A 20,598-nucleotide genomic window follows, 5' to 3' on the forward strand; every position below is an offset into this window, starting at 1 on the left:
ATGGAAGATAAACAAATAAACTTATCTAAATCATATATATACGGCTTTTTTGCTGCTATGATATGTACTTTGATATATAGTGCTGTAATTATACCTATATACATATTATTGATATCGCCTAATACTCAGAATTTTTTTGTTTACCTATTATATGCTCTTGATGTTTGGGTATGGATATGGATTGGAATATCAATATTATATGCTTTCATTATAGTATTAATGCAGCCTACTAAAAGTTATACAGGTGTTTCTAAAACAATAGAAAATTTACTTTTTTTTGCAGTTACTTCTATAATATTAATATTATCTCTTAGCTATGTTCCAGAAATACAAAAATTATTATATAAAAGAGATTACACATTTTACAGCAGTATATTAGCAATAGGATTGTTTTTTATATCTATACAGCTATCATATAATTTGAAAAAACTTATTATATTTATGTATAAAACTATATTATATAATTTAGGCTACAGTATAGAAGATAATATAATACAAGATGATAATGATGAAAATAGTGATTATGAAGTTGTTAAAATGGATAAATCAGAATATGAAATATTTTCAAGCACTATCAAAAACATAATAGCATTTTCACAAAGATATAAGCATGCTATTGGAATAATAGCTTTTAAAATATCAAATGCCAGCTCTATAAGAGAAGAATACGGAAATACTGCTTATAAAAAATTAGAAGATGAACTTATAAAAGCAATAAAGAAAAATGCCAGAATAGGTGAAAATCAATGCATGCTTTATGAAGGTATTATATACTCTGTAATTTTTGCAAATGAAGAAGAGGCTTGGAAAGCTACAAAAAGATATTTTAAAGCATTAAAAAATTATAATTTTGAATACAATGAAGAATCTGTAGATATTAATGTATCTATAGCTGTAAGCGGATTTGATTTTTCTCATAATATATCAAATAAGATCTCTGTATTTGTTATTAAAGACAATATGATGAAAAAAATCAAAGATGCTTTAAATGAATCAGAAGAAACTGGAAGTCCAGTTATATATTATGAATAAAAGGGATAAGAACCGTGGAAGCTTCATTAATTGTAATATTAGTATTAATTGTTTTATTAGGTTTTGCTACTCAATATGTTATAAAGAGCGGCTCATACCCTATTAAACTGAAAAAAATTGTTCAGGCTTATAATGAACAAAACTATGATGTAGCCATGCGAGAAATTAATACTTTAGACCCTAAATATAAAAAAGATGCTAATATATTATGGATGACTGCTAATATGTATTATAAGCAGCAGCAATATATATTGGCTATGGCGGCACTTCAAAATATGATAGACGGAGCTTATTTTACAAAAGAATTAACAGAATTGAATGTAAGAGAGTTTCTAGCAAAAATATATGAACAAACAGGAAACAGTAAAAAATCTATAGATGAATATGATATGATTACTAAAATTAGGGATCAGGATTATGATTCATTATATAAAGCAGGACTTGTATGCTATAATTATGAAGAATGGGTTCAGGCACAAAAATATTTATCATTAGCTGCAGCACAAAATGACAGTAATCCGCAGTTATTATATATGTTGGCATTTTGTTTTTATAAAATTCGTTCATATCATGCCGCTCAGCAGAATATAGAAAAAGCTATTGCTTTAGATAATTCAAATCCTCAATACCATTTACTTTTAGGTGAAATATTATCTTCAAGCAGAGATTTCCAAAATGCAATAAAAGAATTGGAAATAGCTTATGAAAGTAATGAAGTATCTGATAAAGATGCTATATCTTTGAATCTTGCTAATTCTTATTATGAACTAGGAAATTTCAGTAAAGCAAGAGAATATTACGGACAAGTTTTAACTAAAGAAAATATACCAAATGAAAAAGTTGTAGATGAAAGATACAGATATGCTGAAACTTTGGTAAAAAATAAGCAGTTTGAAGCGGCAGTTAAGCAATGGGAAATAATTAAATCTGTAAGAAATATATACTTAGATGTTGATCAAAAATTAAAAACTTACAGTTCTATTATTGCGAATAATGCATTCAGAACTGCATTGGAAATGGATATTATAGAATATCTTGAAAAATACTTCTATAGAATATTGACCTTAAATGGATATGTAGTTACAGATCATACTAAAAAATCTGACACATTAGTATTCTTTGTAACTATTAAGAAATTCGGTTCTGAAGGACAGTCATATAAGAGTACATTTGCCTTAGATACTTCAGGATATCCTATGAGACAGGATACAGTGGATCAGTTTATGGAATATGCAAGACAATACAAAAGTGCTCACTCTTTCTTGATAAGTATAGGAGATTTCGCACCTAATTTGAAAGTAGATGATACTGTAATGATTATTGAACCTGAAAGATTTGAAGCGATTATTGAAGGTGTTATATCATTCAGCGATTAAGAAATTAATAACTCATTTATTATACTCATTAAAAAAGGTTATGATACAAGTCATAACCTTTTTTATTTTTATTAAAATAAAACGGATTACTATTAAAAAATAATAATCCGCTTAATTTTTTATTGATTATAAACCTAATGAAACAATTACAAAGTTTTTAATAGTAGCCTTAGAACCTGCTTCTTTAGAGATTTCATCTATTAAACTTTTGATAGTTATTTTATTGTCAGTAAATAATTTTTGATCTATAAGAACGCTTTCAGAATACCAAGAATTCATTTTACCATCAACAATTTTTTCTATCATGTTTTCAGGTTTTCCTGCATCTCTTACTTGTTTTTCAAAGATTTCTTTCTGTTCTTTAACAGCATTAGAATCTATTCCTTCCCTATTCAAAGCTAGAGGTTTTTCACTAGCAACATGCATAGCTATTTGATCTGCTATTTCCTGACATTTGCCTTTAGGCTTAACATCAAATTCTACTATAGCAACAAGTTTATTATTGAAGTGAGCATAAGTACCAAAGAATCCATCTGTTTTCATAACTTTAGCTTCAGCAAGTACAGTTTTTTCACCCCATTTTTGTATGCCTTCATTTATCATACCTTGAATAGTATCGCCATTAGAACCTTTAGCATTTAGAACTGTTTCTACAGATACATCATCTAAACCCATAGCTGTATTAGCAATTTCTTTGGCTAAATTGATGAATAATTCATTTTTAGCAACAAAGTCAGTTTCACATTGAAGTTCTATACAAGCAGCTTTAGTTCTATCATCATTAATGCAGAAACCTATAGAACCCTCTTTAACAATACGTTCATTCTTTTTAGCAGCAACAGCCGCACCTTTTTCTTTAAGAAGGCGAATAGCTTTATCCATATCGCCGTCAGTTTCCTGAAGAGCTTTTTTACAGTCCATTATACCTACGCCGGTACGCTCTCTAAGCTCTTTAATAGTATCCATACTAATATTTGCCATCAATTTTTTCCTTTATATTAAATATTTTATTATTAACAAATTATATTAATTATTCATCATCTTCCTGAGAAACACCATATTTTTCAGCAACAGCCTCAGCAGCTTCTGTAGCACTATTATCGTAAACTTCTTCAGCAGGCTCTTCAGAAGAACTGTCATGCTTAGCTAATGTTTCTTTTCCTGCTTCATTCTGACCTTCTATAACAGCAGAAGCAACAACACCTGCAAATAAACTTATAGCTCTTATAGCATCATCATTTCCAGGTATAGGATAATCTATAACTTCAGGGTTACAGTTAGTATCAACAACTGCAACTACAGGTATTCCTAATTTTCTAGCTTCGCTTACAGCAATAGCTTCCTGCATAGGATCTATTACGAAAAGCATATCTGGTAAGTTTTCCATATCTTTAATACCGGCAAAGTTTTTTTCTAATCTTTCTTTTTCTTTAAGAAGAAGTATAACCTCTTTTTTAGGAAGTTTATCAAAAGTACCGTCAACTTCTTCTTTTTCTATTTTTTTAAGTCTAGCAATACTTTTTTTGATAGTAGCAAAATTTGTAAGCATACCTCCTAACCAGCGATTATTAACATAGTACATATCGCATTTTTCAGCAGCTTCTTTAATGCTTTGAGAGGCTTGTTTTTTAGTACCAACGAAAAGAACATTTCCGCCGTTTCTAGCCATTTCTTTTACTGCTTCATGAGCTTTTTTAACATAAGTTAAAGTTTTCATAAGGTCAATGATATAAATATCATTTCTCTCTTGGAAAATAAAAGGTTTCATTCTAGGATCCCATTTTCTAGTTGGGTGTCCGAAATGTACGCCTGCCTCTAAAAGGTCTTTCATAACTGGTAATGACATAACATATCCTTTAAAATAAAAATAGAGTACCGATTAAGGCACCCTATCCATAAATTTCATATATAAACATTAGCAGTATAAAAATCATAATGCTTTGATTACTAAATAAGTAACAATGTCTTTTTTATATTCTATATTTTTAGAAATTATAAAATAATTAAGAACATTTTGCTATTATGGAAAAGTTTACCAATATAATCGGCTTACTGTATATTACCATAATATAAAAAAAAGTCAATGACAAATATTAATTATTTCTAAAAAATAAAGCGGCACATCCTAAAACTCCGGCATCATTTCCTAAAGAAGCAGGTTTTATTTCAACATTATTAACCATCATTCTAAGCCCATAATTTCTAACACCTTTATTAATATGCTCTATCATCATATCAAAATCTTTACAAAGTCCGCCGCCTATAAGAACCAAATCCAAATCAAGCATATTCAAAGCCTGAGCTATAGACATACCCAAATAATAAGAACATTCAGCAATAGTTTCTTTTGCAAGTGCATCGCCTTTTTTGGCAGCATCAAATAAAGCTTTAGCCTTACCTTTATCTAATTCTTCATAAGTTAAAGTTGTAGGAATAACACCTTTATGAATTTTCTGCTTAGCCATAGCAATAAATCCGGTGGCTGATGCATATCTTTCTATACATCCGCTTGAACCGCAATTACATTTATCTCCGTCAGGAACTACAAATACATGCCCAATCTCTCCGGCACCTCCCAAAGAACCTGTAAATAATTGTCCGTTAAGTACAAATCCGCCACCAACACCCGTTCCAAGCGTAATAAACATTACAGACTGATAATCCTTTTCTTTACCGCTTCCATATTTTGCTTCTCCTAAAGCAGCCATACTAGCATCATTAGCTGTCTTTGTAGGAATATTAAATTTATTTCCAATATCTGAAAATTTTAATCCTTTAAGTCCCGGTATATTTTCAGCTCCTCCCATATGAAGTGTTTCTCTATTCATAACACCCGGACAGTCTATTCCTAAACCCACTGCTTTATAATCATTAGGCATATTGCTTTTTAATTTCTCAACAAATTCTGTAATAACTTTTTTATGCTCTTCTGTTGTATGACTAGGATTTACATCAAAATTATCTTTATATAAAATATTGCCGTTTTCCTCTATAACAGCACCTTTCATAGATGTTCCGCCAATATCTATAGCTATAACTGCTTCTTTCATAATTTAAAACTCCTAGTTTATTTATTTTTCATATATATAATATAATTGTAGTATTAAGAATATAAATTGTCAAGAATAAAAAATAAATTCTAACTATCTCTGTATTCGTCCTGAAGCGTCTCCATTATAAACAGTCATAACCTCATCAACAGTTACAATATTAAAATCACCGTCAATAGAATGCTTCAAACAGCTTGCAGCCGCAGCAAATTCTAATGCTTCCCTGTCATCTTTTCCATTTAAAAGTGAATATATAAGCCCAGCAGAAAAACTATCTCCGCCTCCTACTCTATCAACTATTTTTATTAAATATTCTTTTGAAAAGAAATACTCTTCTCCATTATAAAGCATACAAGACCATAGATTTTCACTTGCAGAAATGGAACCTCTTAAAGCAATTCCCACTTTTTTCACTTTAAATCTATTTACTATTTCTTTAGCTACATCTTTATAGCCTTCATGAGATAATTTACCCTCTATAATATTACTGTCCTTTGCTTTAATACCAAATACTTTTTCAGCATCTTCTTCATTGGCAATACATATATCAATATAAGGCATTAATTTGCTCATAGTTTCATTAGCTTCTTTTGATGTCCATAATTTTTTTCTGTAATTTAAATCTAAACTAATTGCAATGTTTTTTTCTTTAGCTTTTTTGCAAGCCTCAATACAGACTTCAGAAACATTTTTGCCAAGTGCAGGAGTTATTCCCGTAAGGTGAAACCATTTAGCTTCATCAAAAATTTTATCCCAATCAAAATCTTCTTTAGTACACTTAGATATAGAAGAATTAGCCCTATCATATATAACTTTAGAACCTCTTTGACTTGCACCTTTTTCAAGAAAATATATACCTATTCTATCTCCGCCAAAAGCTATATTAGATACATCAACACCATATCTTCTTAACTCATTGATGCATGCCTGACCTATATCATTATTAGGGAGTTTAGTAACAAATGAAGCATCAACTCCGAAATTAGATAATGCAAAAGCAACATTCGCCTCGCCTCCTCCGAATCTTGCATCATAAGAATTAGCCTGTAGAAATCTTAAATTTGAAGGAGGAGAAAGTCTTAACATTATTTCTCCAAAAGTAACAACTGAAGCCATAGAAAAATCCTTTGAATATATCACATAATTAACATAATTCAATTAACATAATAGTACATTATATTTATAATTATTTCAATGAAATTCTATAAATAAAAAAAGAAAGGAAATAAATTCCTCTCTTTTTTGATGCTTTTATATGATATTAAATTATAATATTCTTCTTATAGCAGTTTTATCAGGAGGAGTATAAAAATCTTTCTGATTAGTAAGCCATCTTAAATTAAATCTTCTAAATACAATGTTATAAAGATCATTACCTGAATTTTGAGGCAAGTTTGATTGTCCGCCCTGTTCCTCACTAAGAGTAACTATTGTACCATCATTTAATCTAGCCAATGCTGCATATCCTGCTCTTCCAGAATTTAAAACCCTTTGTTTTTCCCAAGACTGACCTTCATCATAACTTATAAAAGCAGTTAGGTTTCTTCTATCGGTATTAGAATCCAATGCTAAATGTATAAGCCTATTCTTATCATATCCCTCTAAGACAGAAGTAAATAAAATACCTTCTGCATTACAATTAGCATCATAAAAATTTCCAGTAGGTGTAAATTCTTCCCAATCAGCCCCCAAATCAGCTTTAGATCTAAACCATACCCTTTTATTGCCTCTTTGTCCTGAGCGTACTGATAATAAAATTCTTCTGTCATTTAATTGAGTAATAACTTTAGGTTCATCTTGTGCACCTGATTTTCTTTTAACTATACTTCTAACTGTCCAAGTATTACCATTATCAGTAGAAACTATAACAGCAGCTGCTCTTGTATTATTATTGCTTCCTTTTCTTATAAGCATAGCCCCCATCAAAGTACCATTAGCAAGTCTTGCTCCAGTACCCGAAGCTGCAAATCCTCTGTCATAACCAGACAATAGCCCCTGTCCAAAACTATTGACATTTCCTTCAGCAAGTTTCCAATCACTCCAAGTAATACCATCATCTGTACTCCTTGATATCATAATTTTAGATTTACCGCCTATATTTTGAGCATATCCTCCGCCTGCAACACATAAAACTACTAAATCACCATTAGCACATGAAAAAAATAGTGAATCCCCATGAGATTCTAAATTATTATTTGCAATTGGAGGAATAATTATCTCAGGATCCCAACTTTTACCGCCATCTGTACTTCTTCTTACAACAATATCTATAGGTTTTGAATTAAGAACACCAACATCAGAATAACTATCTTTCCTATAATCCGCAACTGCTATTATTGTATTTTTCTCTGAAACTGTTATTCCGGGTATTCTATATATATGTTTAGGACTATTTTCACTATTATTATTTACCTCACTTGTAAAAATTATAGTCTGCTCCATAAAAGGTTCAATTTGTTCTTCAGGATCTAAAAACCATTCAGGAGCATCTTCTGTGATATCAGGAATATTAATAGGAGGTGTTATTTCTACTGCTGAACCATTTTCATGACTTCCGCTATTAACAGGATTAAATGGATTTAATCTCTTAGAACATGAAATTATAACAAACATTAAAAACACAATCACTATACAAATCAACAAAAGAAAACGTTTGACTTTCATTTCTACATACCTTTCCAACAATAGATAATTTATTTTTCATAAATAAGTAATTAAAATATAACAAAATATAACAAAAAAGTAAAGATATTTTTTCAAAATAATTTTTTATTGACTATAATTAAAAAATTATTAACATTATATAGTTAATATTAGAAATTTTATTGGAGTTTATATGTTAAAGAAAAGAATATTTACATTGATTATATTATTTATAATGATATGTAAAACTACATTTACACAAGTAAAAGGAGGTTTTGAAGCAATAGTTAATATTCCATTAGGCATGGGTATTACTGTTATTCATAAAAATGTAGAAGTTCAAGGCAATCCTAAGGGTAAAGTTAATTTTCAAGGAGGTATTGAGGCAAATTTGGGATATATGTTTCAAATAAAGGAAAAAATGGGATTTAGTTTATTAGGGGTATTAGGATACAGCTATACTGAAACCAAATATTCTAAATATAATGATACAGTAAGATACAAATTTATAGACAATGATTTGTACTTTGGAATAATGCCTAAATTCGATTTTTATTCTTGTTCTATAGGATTAAATGTAGGATACAAAATTACATTAACTCCAAATTCTTTATATTATACACCAGAAATAGGTGATATAGAAATAAAACATGATATATATGCAAGGCTTTATATTAGAGCTGTATTTGATTATTTATTCTTTGTCGGTATAGATTCAGCAGTTAATTTAGGATTTTATGTAGGATACGACTTTGGAAATTATTGGGCTCAAACAAGCAGCTACTTAAATGTTGTATAAAATGAAACATTTGGTAATGTAGATATTGGTGTACAATTTGGATATAGATACGGACCTAAATTCTAATAGTAAATAAAAAAGCCTGAATTCTAATTGAATGCAGGCTTTATTTTACACAAAATATATTAATTATACTGACATATTATTATTAAATGTTATCTTTTTATTCTCTTCAACAGACTCTAAAACTATACAGTTGGCACCTATAACGGTATTTTCACCTATAATAGTATTACCGCCAAATATTGAAGCATTAGCATATATTGTAACATAATCACATACTGTAGGATGCCTTTTCTGACCTTCCAAAGATCTGCCGTTAGTTAATGATAATGCTCCTAATGTAACACCTTGATATATTTTTACATGATTACCAATAATGGTAGTTTCGCCTATAACAATTCCTGTACCATGATCTATAAAGAAATAATCGCCTATTTTAGCTCCCGGATGAATATCTATACCTGTTTTTGAATGAGCAAATTCAGATATAGTTCTAGCTATTAAATATTCCTTTTGTTGATAAAATATATGTGCTATTCTATAATGAAATATAGCTCTGAATCCGGGATATGTGAATATTATTTCATCATAAGATTTTGAAGCAGGATCTGACTGATAAAAAAAATCCAAATCATGTTCTAAACTTTCAACAATATCATCAAGCTGTTCTATAAAATCTAATAAAGAAGAATCATTAGTAACTATTTTCATATAAAGTTTAGCTATACTTTTTTTGACAATATCTCTATTTGGACTTTCTCTAAAAAAATTAGGAAACACATAATCCCTTATAAGTTTAACTATATCCTTAATATCTTTTTGATTAGGCAATTCATTAAAAGTCTTCAATTTCATAAAAAAACACCATTAATTCCAAGAATATCTTTCACCTGTATCAGGCAATATACAAAGCATTTTTATTTTTTTATCATTACCGGAAATTTGTTTAGAAAAATCTATTGCAGCATAAACACTAGCCCCAGAAGATATTCCTACAAATAAACCTTCATTTACAGATAATTCTCTCGCTGTATTTATAGCATTATCATTAGAAACATCTATTATTTTTGATATAACATTTAAATCTAGAATTTCAGGTATAAAATTAGGACCTATACCCTGTATTTTATGAGGAGCAGCATGCCCTTTAGTTAAAAGAGGCGAAGATTCAGGCTCTACTCCAATAACTTTTGCATTCTTATTATTGTCTTTTATATATTTTCCTATTCCTGTAGCAGTACCGCCTGTTCCAATTCCAGCAAATATATAATTTACATCATCAATATCTTTAAATATTTCAGGTGCGGTTGTAAGATAATGAGCCATAACATTAGATTTATTAGTAAATTGACCCGGTATAATAGAATCAGCAATTTTTTTATTTAAATATTCTGCTCTTTCAACTGCAACATTCATTCCGCCATCAACCAATTCTAATTTTGCACCGTAATCTCTTATTAATTTTCTTCTCTCTTCAGACATTGATGAAGGCATAACTATTATAACATTAAGTTTTAAATATCTTCCAATAGCAGCCATAGCAATACCAGTGTTGCCTGAAGTAGGCTCTATTATAGTAGAACCTTCTTTCAGCTTACCTTCTTCAATTAGGTCTATTAATATTTGTTTTACTGCTCTATCTTTTATTGATCCTGCCGGATTAACCTTCTCTACTTTTCCATACAATTCTATATTACTGTCTAAATTGAACTTTGATTCAATATTTTTTAACCTTACTATTGGAGTATTTCCTATTAAATCAAGTATATTATTATAAATCATATTAATGCTCCTTAATAATATTAGAATGTGTATTAGTATATACTAATGTATTAATAAAAACAATACACTATAATATCAAATTAATCATTTAATATTTTTAATAATTTCTTTCAAAACTTTCCATATTGTATCAACTGAAGATATGCTTAAATATTCTCTAGGAGTATGAACATTATAAATATTAGGTCCCATACTAATAACATCAACATCTTTTAATGCTTTCTTTAATATACCGCATTCCAAACCAACATGTACAGAAGATACAGCAGCATCTTTACCTGTAATTGTTTTATATGCTTTTACAGCTATATCTCTTACTTTTGAATTAGGATCATACTCCCAAGCAGCATATCCATCTTGATCTATAAAATTAGAATTTGTCATCGAAGATAAAGCCTTAACTCTTAACACTATTTCATCTGATGAGCTTTCTACTGAACTTCTAATAAATATATTAAATGTCAATTTATTATTTTTTTCTTTAAGAACCCCATTATTAGCACTTGTCTGCACTAAGCCTTCTATATCTTTACTCATATAAAGAACTCCGTCAGGAGAGAGCATCATAAAATTTATAACATTATTAGTTAATTCTTTTTTATAACATTCTTGTACATTTTCAGTATTTGAAACAAGTATCTGCATATTAGGATCAGCAATTCTATATTCAAACTTTATATTTTCAGAAAGCTCCTCTATAATATTTTTTACTTTATCCGTATCTTCAGCAGTAATAACAGCATAAGCATTTTTAGCTATAGCATTATGAACAGAACCGCCCTCTATATACGCAATATTTATATAATCTTTCACAGAATACAAAACTCTTCCTAATATTTTTACAGCATTGGCTCTTTGTTTATCAATCTCCATACCTGAATGCCCCCCTTTAAGTCCTGTAACCTCTATCTTTAATGCCGGATTATTATTTGCCTCTTTCTCTATATTAAATTCGGATACAGCATTAATACCGCCTGCACTGCTTACCCAAAGTACACCTTCAACCTCAGAATCTAAATTAATAAGTGTTTTGCCATTTAAATGCTCATCAGTAACAGAAAATGCACCAGACATACCATCTTCTTCATCAGATGTAATTAGAACTTCTAAAGCAGGATGAGGTATATCTTTAGAATCAAGCAATGCTAAACCATAAGCAACAGCAATGCCGTCATCTGCTCCCAAAGTAGTGTCATTTGCTCTTAAAACATCTCCTTCTGCTATTAATTCTAATGGATCTTTATCAAAATCATGTTTAGATTCATTAGTCTTTTCGCAAACCATATCCATATGTCCCTGTATAATAACAGGTGCTATATTTTCATATCCTTTTGATGCTTCTTTTTTAATTATTACATTATTTTCTTTACTCTGATATACTTCTAAATTTCTGTCTTTAGCAAATTGCACTAAAAAATCACTTATCTGCTTTTCATGTTTAGATCTTCTTGGTATTTTACTTATTTCAGCAAACCATTTGAAAACTTCTTTAGAATCAAGATTATCAAAATTATTTAAAAACATATAAACTTCCTCCAAAACTACTAAATAACAAAATTCAGATATTAATCTATATATAATATACAATAAAAAACAAGGGATTTGTTCTCCCTTGTTTTATAAATAAAATAATATAATAAATTTTTAATTTTTATTATTTTCTAAATAAGCATAGAAAAATTTATGCTTGCCTAAAACATCATACTGTACATCTTTCAAATTAGGATTAACAAGTACAGGTAGAGTATAGAAATATAAAGGTATAATAGGCATTTCCGACATAAATAAATCTTCTGCTTTATGAAGTATAGGCATTCTTACATTATTATCACCTGTAGAAGAAGCCTGAGCTAATAATGCATCATACTGAGGATTATTATAACCTTCTACATTTTGAGCACTATGACTTAAGAACATACCTAAAAATGTCATAGGATCATCATAATCTCCAACCCAAGCATTTCTAGCAACTACATAAGATTTATCCAAACGAGTTTGCTGAAATACTGCCCATTCTTCGCTTGATATTGTACTGTCTATTCCTAAATTATTTTTCCACATCTGCTGAACAGCTTCAAATATAGAAGTATGTTCTCCGGGATTAGTCTTAAAATCTAATACCGGAAATCCCTGACCATCAGGATATCCTGCTTCTGCCAATAATTTTTTAGCTTCTTCTACATTTTTTGTATAATCTTCTGCTTTTACACTGTAATAATCGCCGCCGTTAGTTCTAAAACTTCCATTAACATCTGATATCAAGCCTGGTACAAGTGCTGCCGCCGGTATCTGTCCTCCCCTTGTAACCTGCTCTACTATGTAATTTCTATCTATAGCCAAAGATAATGCTTTACGAACTCTTACATCTTTTAAAACATCATTGGTATTATTCAAACTATAATAATAAACAGCTAAATATGGTTTTATTTGTAAATATCCTTCCTCTTTTAAAGCATCCATATCCTGAGTAGGAACTCTGTCAGAGAAATATATAGAACCTTCTTTAATGCCGGCTACTACTGAAGTTCCATTATCCATTAGAACAAATACTAACTTTTTAGGCACTATAGCTGAAACATTCCAATAATTAGTATTAACTTCCATAACTATTCTGTCATCAATAGATCTTTCAGTCATTTTAAAAGGACCATTTCCTATATAAGTTTCAGGATTCATAGTCCAAGTATCCGGATTAGCCTCTATAATATCCTCTCTTAAAGGGAAATAAACAGGATAAGCCATAAGCTGATCAAAATATGGAGTAGGTGCTTCCAATGTTACTTCTAAAGTATTATCATCTAAAGCTTTAACTCCCAATGAATCTACAGGCATTTCTCCTGCTGTAATCTTTTTAGCATTTTTTAAAGGCTCCATCTGATAACTATAATTAGCAGCTGTTTTTGGATCTGTTGCTCTTCTCCAACTGTAAACAAAATCATATGCTGTTACAGGCTTTCCATCTGACCATTTAGCATTACTTCTAATATGAAATACATATTTGGTTCCGTTATCGCTAATATCCCAGCTTTCAGCAACTCCTCCTACTATCCTACCGTCTTTATCCTTATTAGCAAGCCCTTCAAAAGCATGAATTATATACATACTTCCGTCTATAGCTGAATTCAATGTTGGATCTATTGTTTGAGGCTCTGGTCCTACATTGAGTCTCAATACTCCTTCCTCATATTTAGAACTTCCGCCGCCGCAAGAAATAGAAAATATAAATATAGACATAGAAAAAATTGCATATTTTAACAGTTTAATCATTAATAAATCTCCAAAAAAAATAGTTTATATATTTTATCATAGCATAAAATTTCAGTCAATGATACATTATTAAAAATAATAAACATTTTAAATTAATAATTTAAAATGTCGCTTAATTATTAATAATTAAATGATATTTTTGTATATACTATTTACTATTTTTGTATATTAAAGTATATTAGTATAGTTTAAAAAAGTTATTTTATTCGTTTTTAATTTAATTATAGAGAGGTTGTATTCATGTTGGCTAATAATAAAATAAGTATTAGAAATAATAGTTTGATATTTAAATTTTTAATACCATATATGGCTGCTTTATTTATAATTTGTACTGCTATATACATTTTATATTTTCCTCAGTATAAAATAAGATTTATCAATTCAAATAAATATAATGCATCTGATATTTCATCTCAAATAGAAAATAATATTTCTTATTTATACGGCAAAATAAATATATTCTGTTCTTATTTAGAAAAAGAAACAAACAGAGATAACTTATTAAATATATTCAAAAATATCATAAAAAATGAACCTAATTTGGTAAATATATTTTATGCTGATACTATACCGTATAAAGACGGAGGAACAGTATTAAATACAGCTGGTACATTACCAAGCGACTATGATCAAACATCAAGAGAATGGTATAAAAATGCTATAGCTTCAAAGGAAATAGTAATATCAGAACCTTATGTAGATATTGTTACAAAATCTATTGTAGTAACTTTTTCAAAAACTATATATGTGGATGGAAGGCTTTACGGTATTGTAGGAATAGATGTTGATTTTTCTAAAATTATATCTTCTGCATTAGAAACATCAAAAAAATACGGCTATAATTTAAATATTATCGATAAAGATGGATTGTATATATATAACGAAAATGAAAATAATATATTAAAAGAAAATATATTTAATAATAAAGATATATCTTCTCATAAAAATGATATTCTTAACAACAATAATTATGCATGGATAGATAAAAAATCATCATACATATCTTCAAAAATAAGAAACACTAATTGGAATATAATTCTAAATATAGAAAATAAAGAATTAAATTTATCATTATTAAAATTACTTATACTTATAATATCTGTATTTATATTACTATCCGCCATAGAGGCAGTATTAGTCATAGTTATAGCAAAACCTATATCAAATACATTAGACAATACTATTTCAATAATAAAATCTATGTCTAAAGGTAATTTTAATACCAATTTTGATGAAAAAGAATTGAATAAAAAAGATCAAACCGGAGATGTAATAAGAGCACTTAATGATATGCAAAATAAACTTGGGGATATTATTTATAGCATGAAAGATAATATAAATGGAATTAACGATTCTGTTAATATTATTACAAACGGAAATATAGACTTATCTGATAGATCTGTATCACAGGCAAGCTCTTTAGAAGAGTTAACAAGATCTATAGAATTTGTATTTTCATCACTAAAAGACACTGCTGAAAATGCTGGAAATGCAAAAAACATGAGTGAAAAAGTATCAAATGCCACAAGAAATGGTGTTAATGCTATAAATTCAACATCAGAAAATATGACTCTAATATCTGAATCTAGTAAAAAAATATCAGATATTACAAAAATAATAGAATCAATAGCTTTCCAAACTAATATATTAGCTTTGAATGCATCTGTTGAGGCTGCCAGAGCAGGAGACCAAGGAAAAGGATTTGCTGTTGTGGCAAGTGAAGTTAGAAACCTTGCTATTAATGTAGGAAATGCTGCTAAAGATATAACCGCAATAGCTAATGAAACTGTTGAAAAAATAAAAAATGGCAGTGCATCCGTACAGGCTTCATCATACCTACTAAATCAAATAGAATCATCTGTTAATGATGTTCTTACATTACTGACAGAAATATCAAGTGCTATTATAGAAGAAGAAAACAGTCTTTCTCAAATCAATACTGCTGTTATAGAAATTAATAAAATAACTCAGGTTACTTCTAAAATAGCAAATGACGGAGCAAATGCAAGTAAAGATGTACTTAATAAGTCAAATAATATAGTAGAGCAAGTTTCTTATTTCAATTTTAATTAAAATAAATAGTTATATATAATAATTTTAATATTTATATATAACTATTAAGAAATAATTAAGTGGTTTTAAAGTATCATTAAATATATTTTATAGTTTTAAGTTAGGTTTGATTACTAAATTTAATTATGGAAAAGTTTTCTATACATTTAAAAGTATGAATTGGAACTCAATAAATTATACAAAATTAAAAAAGGCTTGAATTAAAATTAATTAATGCAAGCCTTTTTAATTTTATATAGTTATAAAGTTTTATTTTCCCCAAACATCAGGTTCAAACTGTTTATTAACCCTATTATAATCAACAATATCAATACCGTTATAATAGAATTTTAAAATCTCTTTATAATCTTTTTTAACCTGAGCCATACCGTAAGCACCCCATTGACACATACCTACACCATGTCCGCTTCCTTTACCAGTGATTATTATACCGTTATCAACTTTTTTAATAGTAAAATTAAGTGATGGTACCAATTTAGGAGAAAGTGTAGTTCTGAAATCTCTTGAAGTAATATCACTGTCATCTATTTTTATATTAGTAGCTTTTCCGGATTTAGGATCAGTACTAATGCCAATAGAAGATTTTTCATTTGCATGTACAGAATAATTAGCTAAATCATTATTAAGTTCATTGTAGCTTAAAGCATTAGTCCAAGGTTTAATCTGAGCATTGCAGTAAGGACAAGAAACACCTCCCAAATAAGGTACAGCAACACCGAATACATTTTCAGCACTGTCAGTATGTCCGCCGCATAAAGCACTAAAGTATGTAGCTATAACTTTTCCTTTATAAACAGCTATCTCATATCTTGTTCTGTCAACTGCTTGTTCAACAGACCAATTCATTTTTTCTTTACCATTATAAACTTGATATTTTGTAGTATTATCAACATCAAAAGGAAGTTTATTAGCATTTTTTAATATATGATACATTGCATAAGTTCTTGCGGCAACTGCCTGAGCTTTTAATGCTTCCATAGGCCAATCTGGAGACATCTCATGAGGTAAAACCCCTTTAACATAGTCTTCAATATTAAGCTCATTAACCACTATCATAGTATCATTATACGGAATAAACATTAAAGAACCATAATATTCTTTTCCATTCAATGTAAATCCGTCCTGTGTTTCAAATACTATTCCCTCTTTATAAACGCCAACCTCATTAACTTTTAAACCTAATCTGTTTTCTACAACCATCACAGTTTCATTAGTCAAAGCTGATATAATTTCACTTTCATATTTGTAATTGTATGCCTTATAAGGACCTTTGATATTAATAGTATATGGAGCTTTTACATCTGTTAATTGCACTCTAATAATATTTTGATTTGCAAATGCATATATACTATTCATCGCTAATAATGCTAGCAATAAAAAGAAATACTTTTTGACTCCCATAATTTTAACGCCTCCTTGCTGTATATAAAATTATTCGCTAAAATTATCGGCTGTTTAATAACTTGCTTTATTTATTTTAATTCTATTTCTTTTGATTCTTTTGTATTCCAATCAATTTGGAACTTTTTCCAATTATTTATATCAAATATATTATCTTTTACATTATAATAATATTTAAAGTTATATGAATTACTTAATTGTCTATCAACCTGCCAGGAATCAATACTTACTATATTGACTCCATTCTTTTTATAATCATTTGTTATTATTTTATTATTAAATGGATTGACTGCATTATCAAGATGCTTAGTTACCAAATACGGTGTATCAGCTACAGTCATAAAATTAGTATCAATTTTTATATTTCCTTTACTATTAAAATCTTTAAACATTAATAAAGGATTTATACTAGTTACGAAAGATAAATTATTTGAATTAAAATAATTATTATATCCCCCGCTTCCATGATCTGAAACTACTATTATCTTAGTATTATCATAAATATTATTATTTTTTAAATATTCTATAATCTTTATTAAAGAGTTAATAGCTGCAATATTAACATAAAAAAATCTTACACTAATTTCATTACCGTATATTTCTAAATCCTTACTATCAACATCCTCCAAAATCGTATGCGGTAAAAAATCAGAAGCAAAATAATAAGGTTCATGTGTACTTAAGTTATATATCATATTATAATAATTGCCGTTTTCTGTGATATTCATAAAATTGGTTATAGAATACAAAATAGAATAATGTCTTATACTGGAATTAAATCTAAAAAAAGAAGAACTAGCTAGAAACCACCCTGTATTATTATAAAAATTATACCTTAAATTTATAGGCATCATTCTAAATAATGAAAATCTTATAGATTTATTTTTTTGATCTATTTCTAAAGTCTTTTCAAAATTAATATTTGTTCCTCCAAAATAAATATTCAAACTATAATTTTGAATAGAATCTGACAAATAAGCTGAAATATTAGTGTAATTTTCAAATATACTCAAATCTGGCGTATCTATAAAATTAGCATATGTAGGTTCTAATAAAACAGACTTATATCCATACTTTTCTAATGACAATGGTATTGTTAATATAGCCTCATTATGTTTATCCCTTAAAAGCTTACTTCCATTTGTACTTAATTCAAAAGGTAAATAATCATAACCTCCGTATAAAGAAGCAGTTGTTATAGTTGAGGGACTAAAAGAAACAGTATTTGGATATATTGTAAATCCGTCTAGTTTTTCTTTATATTCAGGAAATCTTTCCAAAGCATCTAACCAATAATAATTTACAGCTTTATCAATAAACAAAACTATTATATTATTTCCAGTTTTAGATAAATTAAATATCTTAATATTTGATAGTTCATTTGAATTTTTTTTAATACTATTAAGTTTTATATGAGATTTAGATATGTTTGTTATATCTAATAATGAAATAATAAGTAATACAGCCAATGTAATATAATTTATATTAATTAAAAATATGCTTTTATTAGATTTTAAAATAAAACCTATAACTAAACTTACTATAACTATTAATGAAAAATTCAATAATAATTCTTTAAAAGAAAACTTTAATAAATCAGCATTGTCAAATAAAAATTCATTATTTATATTAATATAATTTCCTGTCATTATGAATGTATTTATAAGTACAAACATAACAAAAAATAAAGATAATAAAACAATATAATTTTTAATTTTTTCTGAAAATAAAGTATAAATGCATATAGGATAAAATAAAAAAATCCCAATGCTCATAGAAAAATTGTTTATAATTAAATAAAATGGAGATGAAAATTCCTGAGGAGAATTAGATATAAGAGATGACAATATAAAAAGTCCTGATAATATAGTAATTGTTAAACAAGAAGTTATCATCAATTTGAATCTGTTTTTTTCAAAAGATTTTATTAAATAATCTTTATCAAATATAAATTTATATATATTAGATAAATGCACAATAAAAGTAATAAAAATTAAAAATAAATATATATTAATAGAATAACTTCTAGGAGATAATCTATAATATATAATAATATCATCTTTTATATTTTCAATTTTATCTTTTAAAATTAAAGTAGATGTTATTGTACTATCACCGCTATATTCTATACTAACTACATTATTATCTAATTTATCTTTATCACCAATAAAGGAAAATATATCACTTGTAATAAAAACCTTGCTATAATATTTTACTCTGGCACTATAAAAATATCCATCTCTATCATTTATAAATTCAAAATCTGATAGATATCCTTTTCTTTCTATATTGGCAAAAGACATTAATAATATAAACAATACTGTAATTACAATAAACAATATATTATATGCTTTTAATAATTTATATTTATTTCTAACAAATACCTCATATAGTTTAAACTCTATTACAATATTTTTTATTAAAGAGAATAAGCAATTAATAGTCCAATAAAATAGAAGACCTGAAGGGGAAGTATATAATAAAACTAAAAATATTAATGATACTATATATAGCGGTAAACTTTCTTTAAATCTTAATTTCCTAGCATAAACAAATCCCGCTAATAGACTAAATAAAGTCATTATAAAAGGAAGTAAATTAATACTAATACTTCCAATATGAATCAAAGCATCTGGGTTAGCTAAATCTTTAATAAATAAAAAACTCTGTCCATTTAAACCTGATATACTATGTACAAAATTATACGCTGCAATAAAAAACGGTATCTGTATTAATAGTCCTAAAGTACCGAGAAAAGCATATATTGTTTTATATCCATTTATCCTTTGACAAGCTCTTATAAGTAAATATCTTTGATCTCCTTTATATACAGCTTTAATATTATCAATCATAGGCTTCATCTTATCCTGAATAGCTCTCTCTTTAGCCTGCCAAGATTCTGCTATGTTATATAAAGGAAGTGATAAAAAATTTATACATAAACTTAGAAAAAATAAACTTATTCCATAACCTGATTGAAATACTGTATTAAATAGATAAAATAATATTTCTATAATTAATTCTATTGGATAAATGAAAATATTATAAAGTATATCAAAAAACATCACAAAACCCCCAAGAAATAATTTTCTTCGAGTTTATGATTTTTTTTATAAAAAACTGATTTATATAAAAAGTAAAATCTATACTGTTGACTGTTAATCATATATTT

15 protein-coding genes are annotated in these 20,598 nt (G+C 27.9%); 4 read left to right on the forward strand and 11 right to left on the reverse strand.

Annotation, left to right across the window (positions count from 1 at the left end):
• The gene (locus BHAMNSH16_RS00825; protein WP_069732188.1) at window positions 1–1,032 is read left to right on the forward strand and encodes a hypothetical protein; all 1,032 of its coding nucleotides are present in this window, start codon (window positions 1–3) and stop codon (window positions 1,030–1,032) included.
• A 14-nt stretch (window positions 1,033–1,046) separates the two neighbouring features.
• Complete coding sequence (locus BHAMNSH16_RS00830) at window positions 1,047–2,408, forward strand: tetratricopeptide repeat protein (RefSeq protein WP_008727025.1); 1,362 nt, start codon at window positions 1,047–1,049, stop codon at window positions 2,406–2,408.
• A gap of 126 nt (window positions 2,409–2,534) precedes the next feature.
• Here the strand turns inward: BHAMNSH16_RS00830 and tsf are convergent, their stop codons facing one another.
• The 5 genes from tsf to BHAMNSH16_RS00855 form a co-directional block, all read right to left on the reverse strand.
• Window positions 2,535–3,389, reverse strand: a complete 855-nt coding sequence (tsf, locus tag BHAMNSH16_RS00835) for a translation elongation factor Ts (protein WP_008727023.1) — start codon at window positions 3,387–3,389, stop codon at window positions 2,535–2,537.
• Between the two features lie 49 nt (window positions 3,390–3,438).
• On the reverse strand, window positions 3,439–4,254 hold the full coding sequence (gene rpsB, locus BHAMNSH16_RS00840; protein ID WP_008725173.1) for a 30S ribosomal protein S2: 816 nt from the start codon (window positions 4,252–4,254) through the stop codon (window positions 3,439–3,441).
• 247 nt (window positions 4,255–4,501) lie between these two features.
• Window positions 4,502–5,458, reverse strand: coding sequence for an ROK family protein (locus BHAMNSH16_RS00845; RefSeq protein ID WP_008727020.1), 957 nt, complete (start codon window positions 5,456–5,458; stop codon window positions 4,502–4,504).
• A 93-nt stretch (window positions 5,459–5,551) separates the two neighbouring features.
• Window positions 5,552–6,574: a sugar kinase gene (locus tag BHAMNSH16_RS00850; RefSeq protein ID WP_008727019.1), complete on the reverse strand. Its 1,023-nt coding sequence runs from the start codon at window positions 6,572–6,574 to the stop codon at window positions 5,552–5,554.
• 150 nt (window positions 6,575–6,724) lie between these two features.
• On the reverse strand, window positions 6,725–8,071 hold the full coding sequence (locus BHAMNSH16_RS00855) for a sialidase family protein (protein ID WP_008727017.1): 1,347 nt from the start codon (window positions 8,069–8,071) through the stop codon (window positions 6,725–6,727).
• Window positions 8,072–8,294: 223 nt separating this feature from the next.
• Between BHAMNSH16_RS00855 and BHAMNSH16_RS00860 the strand changes: the two genes are divergently transcribed.
• Window positions 8,295–8,900 (forward strand): hypothetical protein, encoded by a 606-nt coding sequence (locus BHAMNSH16_RS00860; RefSeq protein WP_241033630.1) that lies wholly within the window; start codon window positions 8,295–8,297, stop codon window positions 8,898–8,900.
• Between the two features lie 129 nt (window positions 8,901–9,029).
• Here the strand turns inward: BHAMNSH16_RS00860 and epsC are convergent, their stop codons facing one another.
• The 4 genes from epsC to BHAMNSH16_RS00880 all read right to left on the reverse strand — a co-directional run bounded on the left by epsC (window position 9,030) and on the right by BHAMNSH16_RS00880 (window position 13,952).
• A complete protein-coding gene (gene epsC, locus BHAMNSH16_RS00865) occupies window positions 9,030–9,758 on the reverse strand; it encodes a serine O-acetyltransferase EpsC (RefSeq protein WP_069732187.1) in 729 nt (242 codons plus the stop codon).
• Between the two features lie 12 nt (window positions 9,759–9,770).
• Window positions 9,771–10,685 carry a PLP-dependent cysteine synthase family protein gene (locus BHAMNSH16_RS00870; RefSeq protein WP_008727335.1) on the reverse strand — a complete coding sequence of 305 codons (915 nt, stop codon included), beginning with the start codon at window positions 10,683–10,685 and terminating at the stop codon, window positions 9,771–9,773.
• A gap of 84 nt (window positions 10,686–10,769) precedes the next feature.
• Entirely contained in the window at window positions 10,770–12,209 is a 1,440-nt protein-coding gene (locus tag BHAMNSH16_RS00875) for an aminoacyl-histidine dipeptidase (RefSeq protein WP_008727338.1), read from the reverse strand.
• A gap of 120 nt (window positions 12,210–12,329) precedes the next feature.
• Window positions 12,330–13,952, reverse strand: a complete 1,623-nt coding sequence (locus tag BHAMNSH16_RS00880; RefSeq protein ID WP_008727340.1) for a peptide ABC transporter substrate-binding protein — start codon at window positions 13,950–13,952, stop codon at window positions 12,330–12,332.
• 240 nt (window positions 13,953–14,192) lie between these two features.
• Between BHAMNSH16_RS00880 and BHAMNSH16_RS00885 the strand changes: the two genes are divergently transcribed.
• On the forward strand, window positions 14,193–16,025 hold the full coding sequence (locus BHAMNSH16_RS00885) for a methyl-accepting chemotaxis protein (protein WP_069732186.1): 1,833 nt from the start codon (window positions 14,193–14,195) through the stop codon (window positions 16,023–16,025).
• Window positions 16,026–16,274: 249 nt separating this feature from the next.
• Here BHAMNSH16_RS00885 and BHAMNSH16_RS00890 read toward each other — a convergent pair whose 3' ends face one another.
• Together BHAMNSH16_RS00890 and BHAMNSH16_RS00895 are read right to left on the reverse strand one after the other, a co-directional pair.
• Window positions 16,275–17,381, reverse strand: coding sequence for a SpoIID/LytB domain-containing protein (locus BHAMNSH16_RS00890; protein WP_206193864.1), 1,107 nt, complete (start codon window positions 17,379–17,381; stop codon window positions 16,275–16,277).
• A 116-nt stretch (window positions 17,382–17,497) separates the two neighbouring features.
• Window positions 17,498–20,491, reverse strand: coding sequence for a YidC/Oxa1 family membrane protein insertase (locus tag BHAMNSH16_RS00895; protein WP_069732185.1), 2,994 nt, complete (start codon window positions 20,489–20,491; stop codon window positions 17,498–17,500).
• Window positions 20,492–20,598 lie beyond the last annotated feature (107 nt).

This window comes from Brachyspira hampsonii, assembly GCF_002214805.1.
In the GTDB taxonomy this organism is placed as follows: Bacteria; Spirochaetota; Brachyspiria; order Brachyspirales; family Brachyspiraceae; genus Brachyspira; species Brachyspira hampsonii.

Coding starts and splice junctions, on each gene's coding strand:
- BHAMNSH16_RS00885 (WP_069732186.1), top strand. CDS start 14,193: ATGTTGGCTAATAATAAAATAAGTATTAGAAATAATAGTTTGATATTT.
- BHAMNSH16_RS00825 (WP_069732188.1), top strand. CDS start 1: ATGGAAGATAAACAAATAAACTTATCTAAATCATATATATACGGCTTT.
- tsf (WP_008727023.1), bottom strand. CDS start 3,389: ATGGCAAATATTAGTATGGATACTATTAAAGAGCTTAGAGAGCGTACC.
- BHAMNSH16_RS00855 (WP_008727017.1), bottom strand. CDS start 8,071: ATGTTTGTTATAATTTCATGTTCTAAGAGATTAAATCCATTTAATCCT.
- BHAMNSH16_RS00870 (WP_008727335.1), bottom strand. CDS start 10,685: ATGATTTATAATAATATACTTGATTTAATAGGAAATACTCCAATAGTA.
- BHAMNSH16_RS00875 (WP_008727338.1), bottom strand. CDS start 12,209: ATGTTTTTAAATAATTTTGATAATCTTGATTCTAAAGAAGTTTTCAAA.
- BHAMNSH16_RS00845 (WP_008727020.1), bottom strand. CDS start 5,458: ATGAAAGAAGCAGTTATAGCTATAGATATTGGCGGAACATCTATGAAA.
- rpsB (WP_008725173.1), bottom strand. CDS start 4,254: ATGTCATTACCAGTTATGAAAGACCTTTTAGAGGCAGGCGTACATTTC.
- BHAMNSH16_RS00880 (WP_008727340.1), bottom strand. CDS start 13,952: ATGATTAAACTGTTAAAATATGCAATTTTTTCTATGTCTATATTTATA.
- BHAMNSH16_RS00850 (WP_008727019.1), bottom strand. CDS start 6,574: ATGGCTTCAGTTGTTACTTTTGGAGAAATAATGTTAAGACTTTCTCCT.
- BHAMNSH16_RS00860 (WP_241033630.1), top strand. CDS start 8,295: ATGTTAAAGAAAAGAATATTTACATTGATTATATTATTTATAATGATA.
- BHAMNSH16_RS00895 (WP_069732185.1), bottom strand. CDS start 20,491: ATGTTTTTTGATATACTTTATAATATTTTCATTTATCCAATAGAATTA.
- epsC (WP_069732187.1), bottom strand. CDS start 9,758: ATGAAATTGAAGACTTTTAATGAATTGCCTAATCAAAAAGATATTAAG.
- BHAMNSH16_RS00890 (WP_206193864.1), bottom strand. CDS start 17,381: ATGAATAGTATATATGCATTTGCAAATCAAAATATTATTAGAGTGCAA.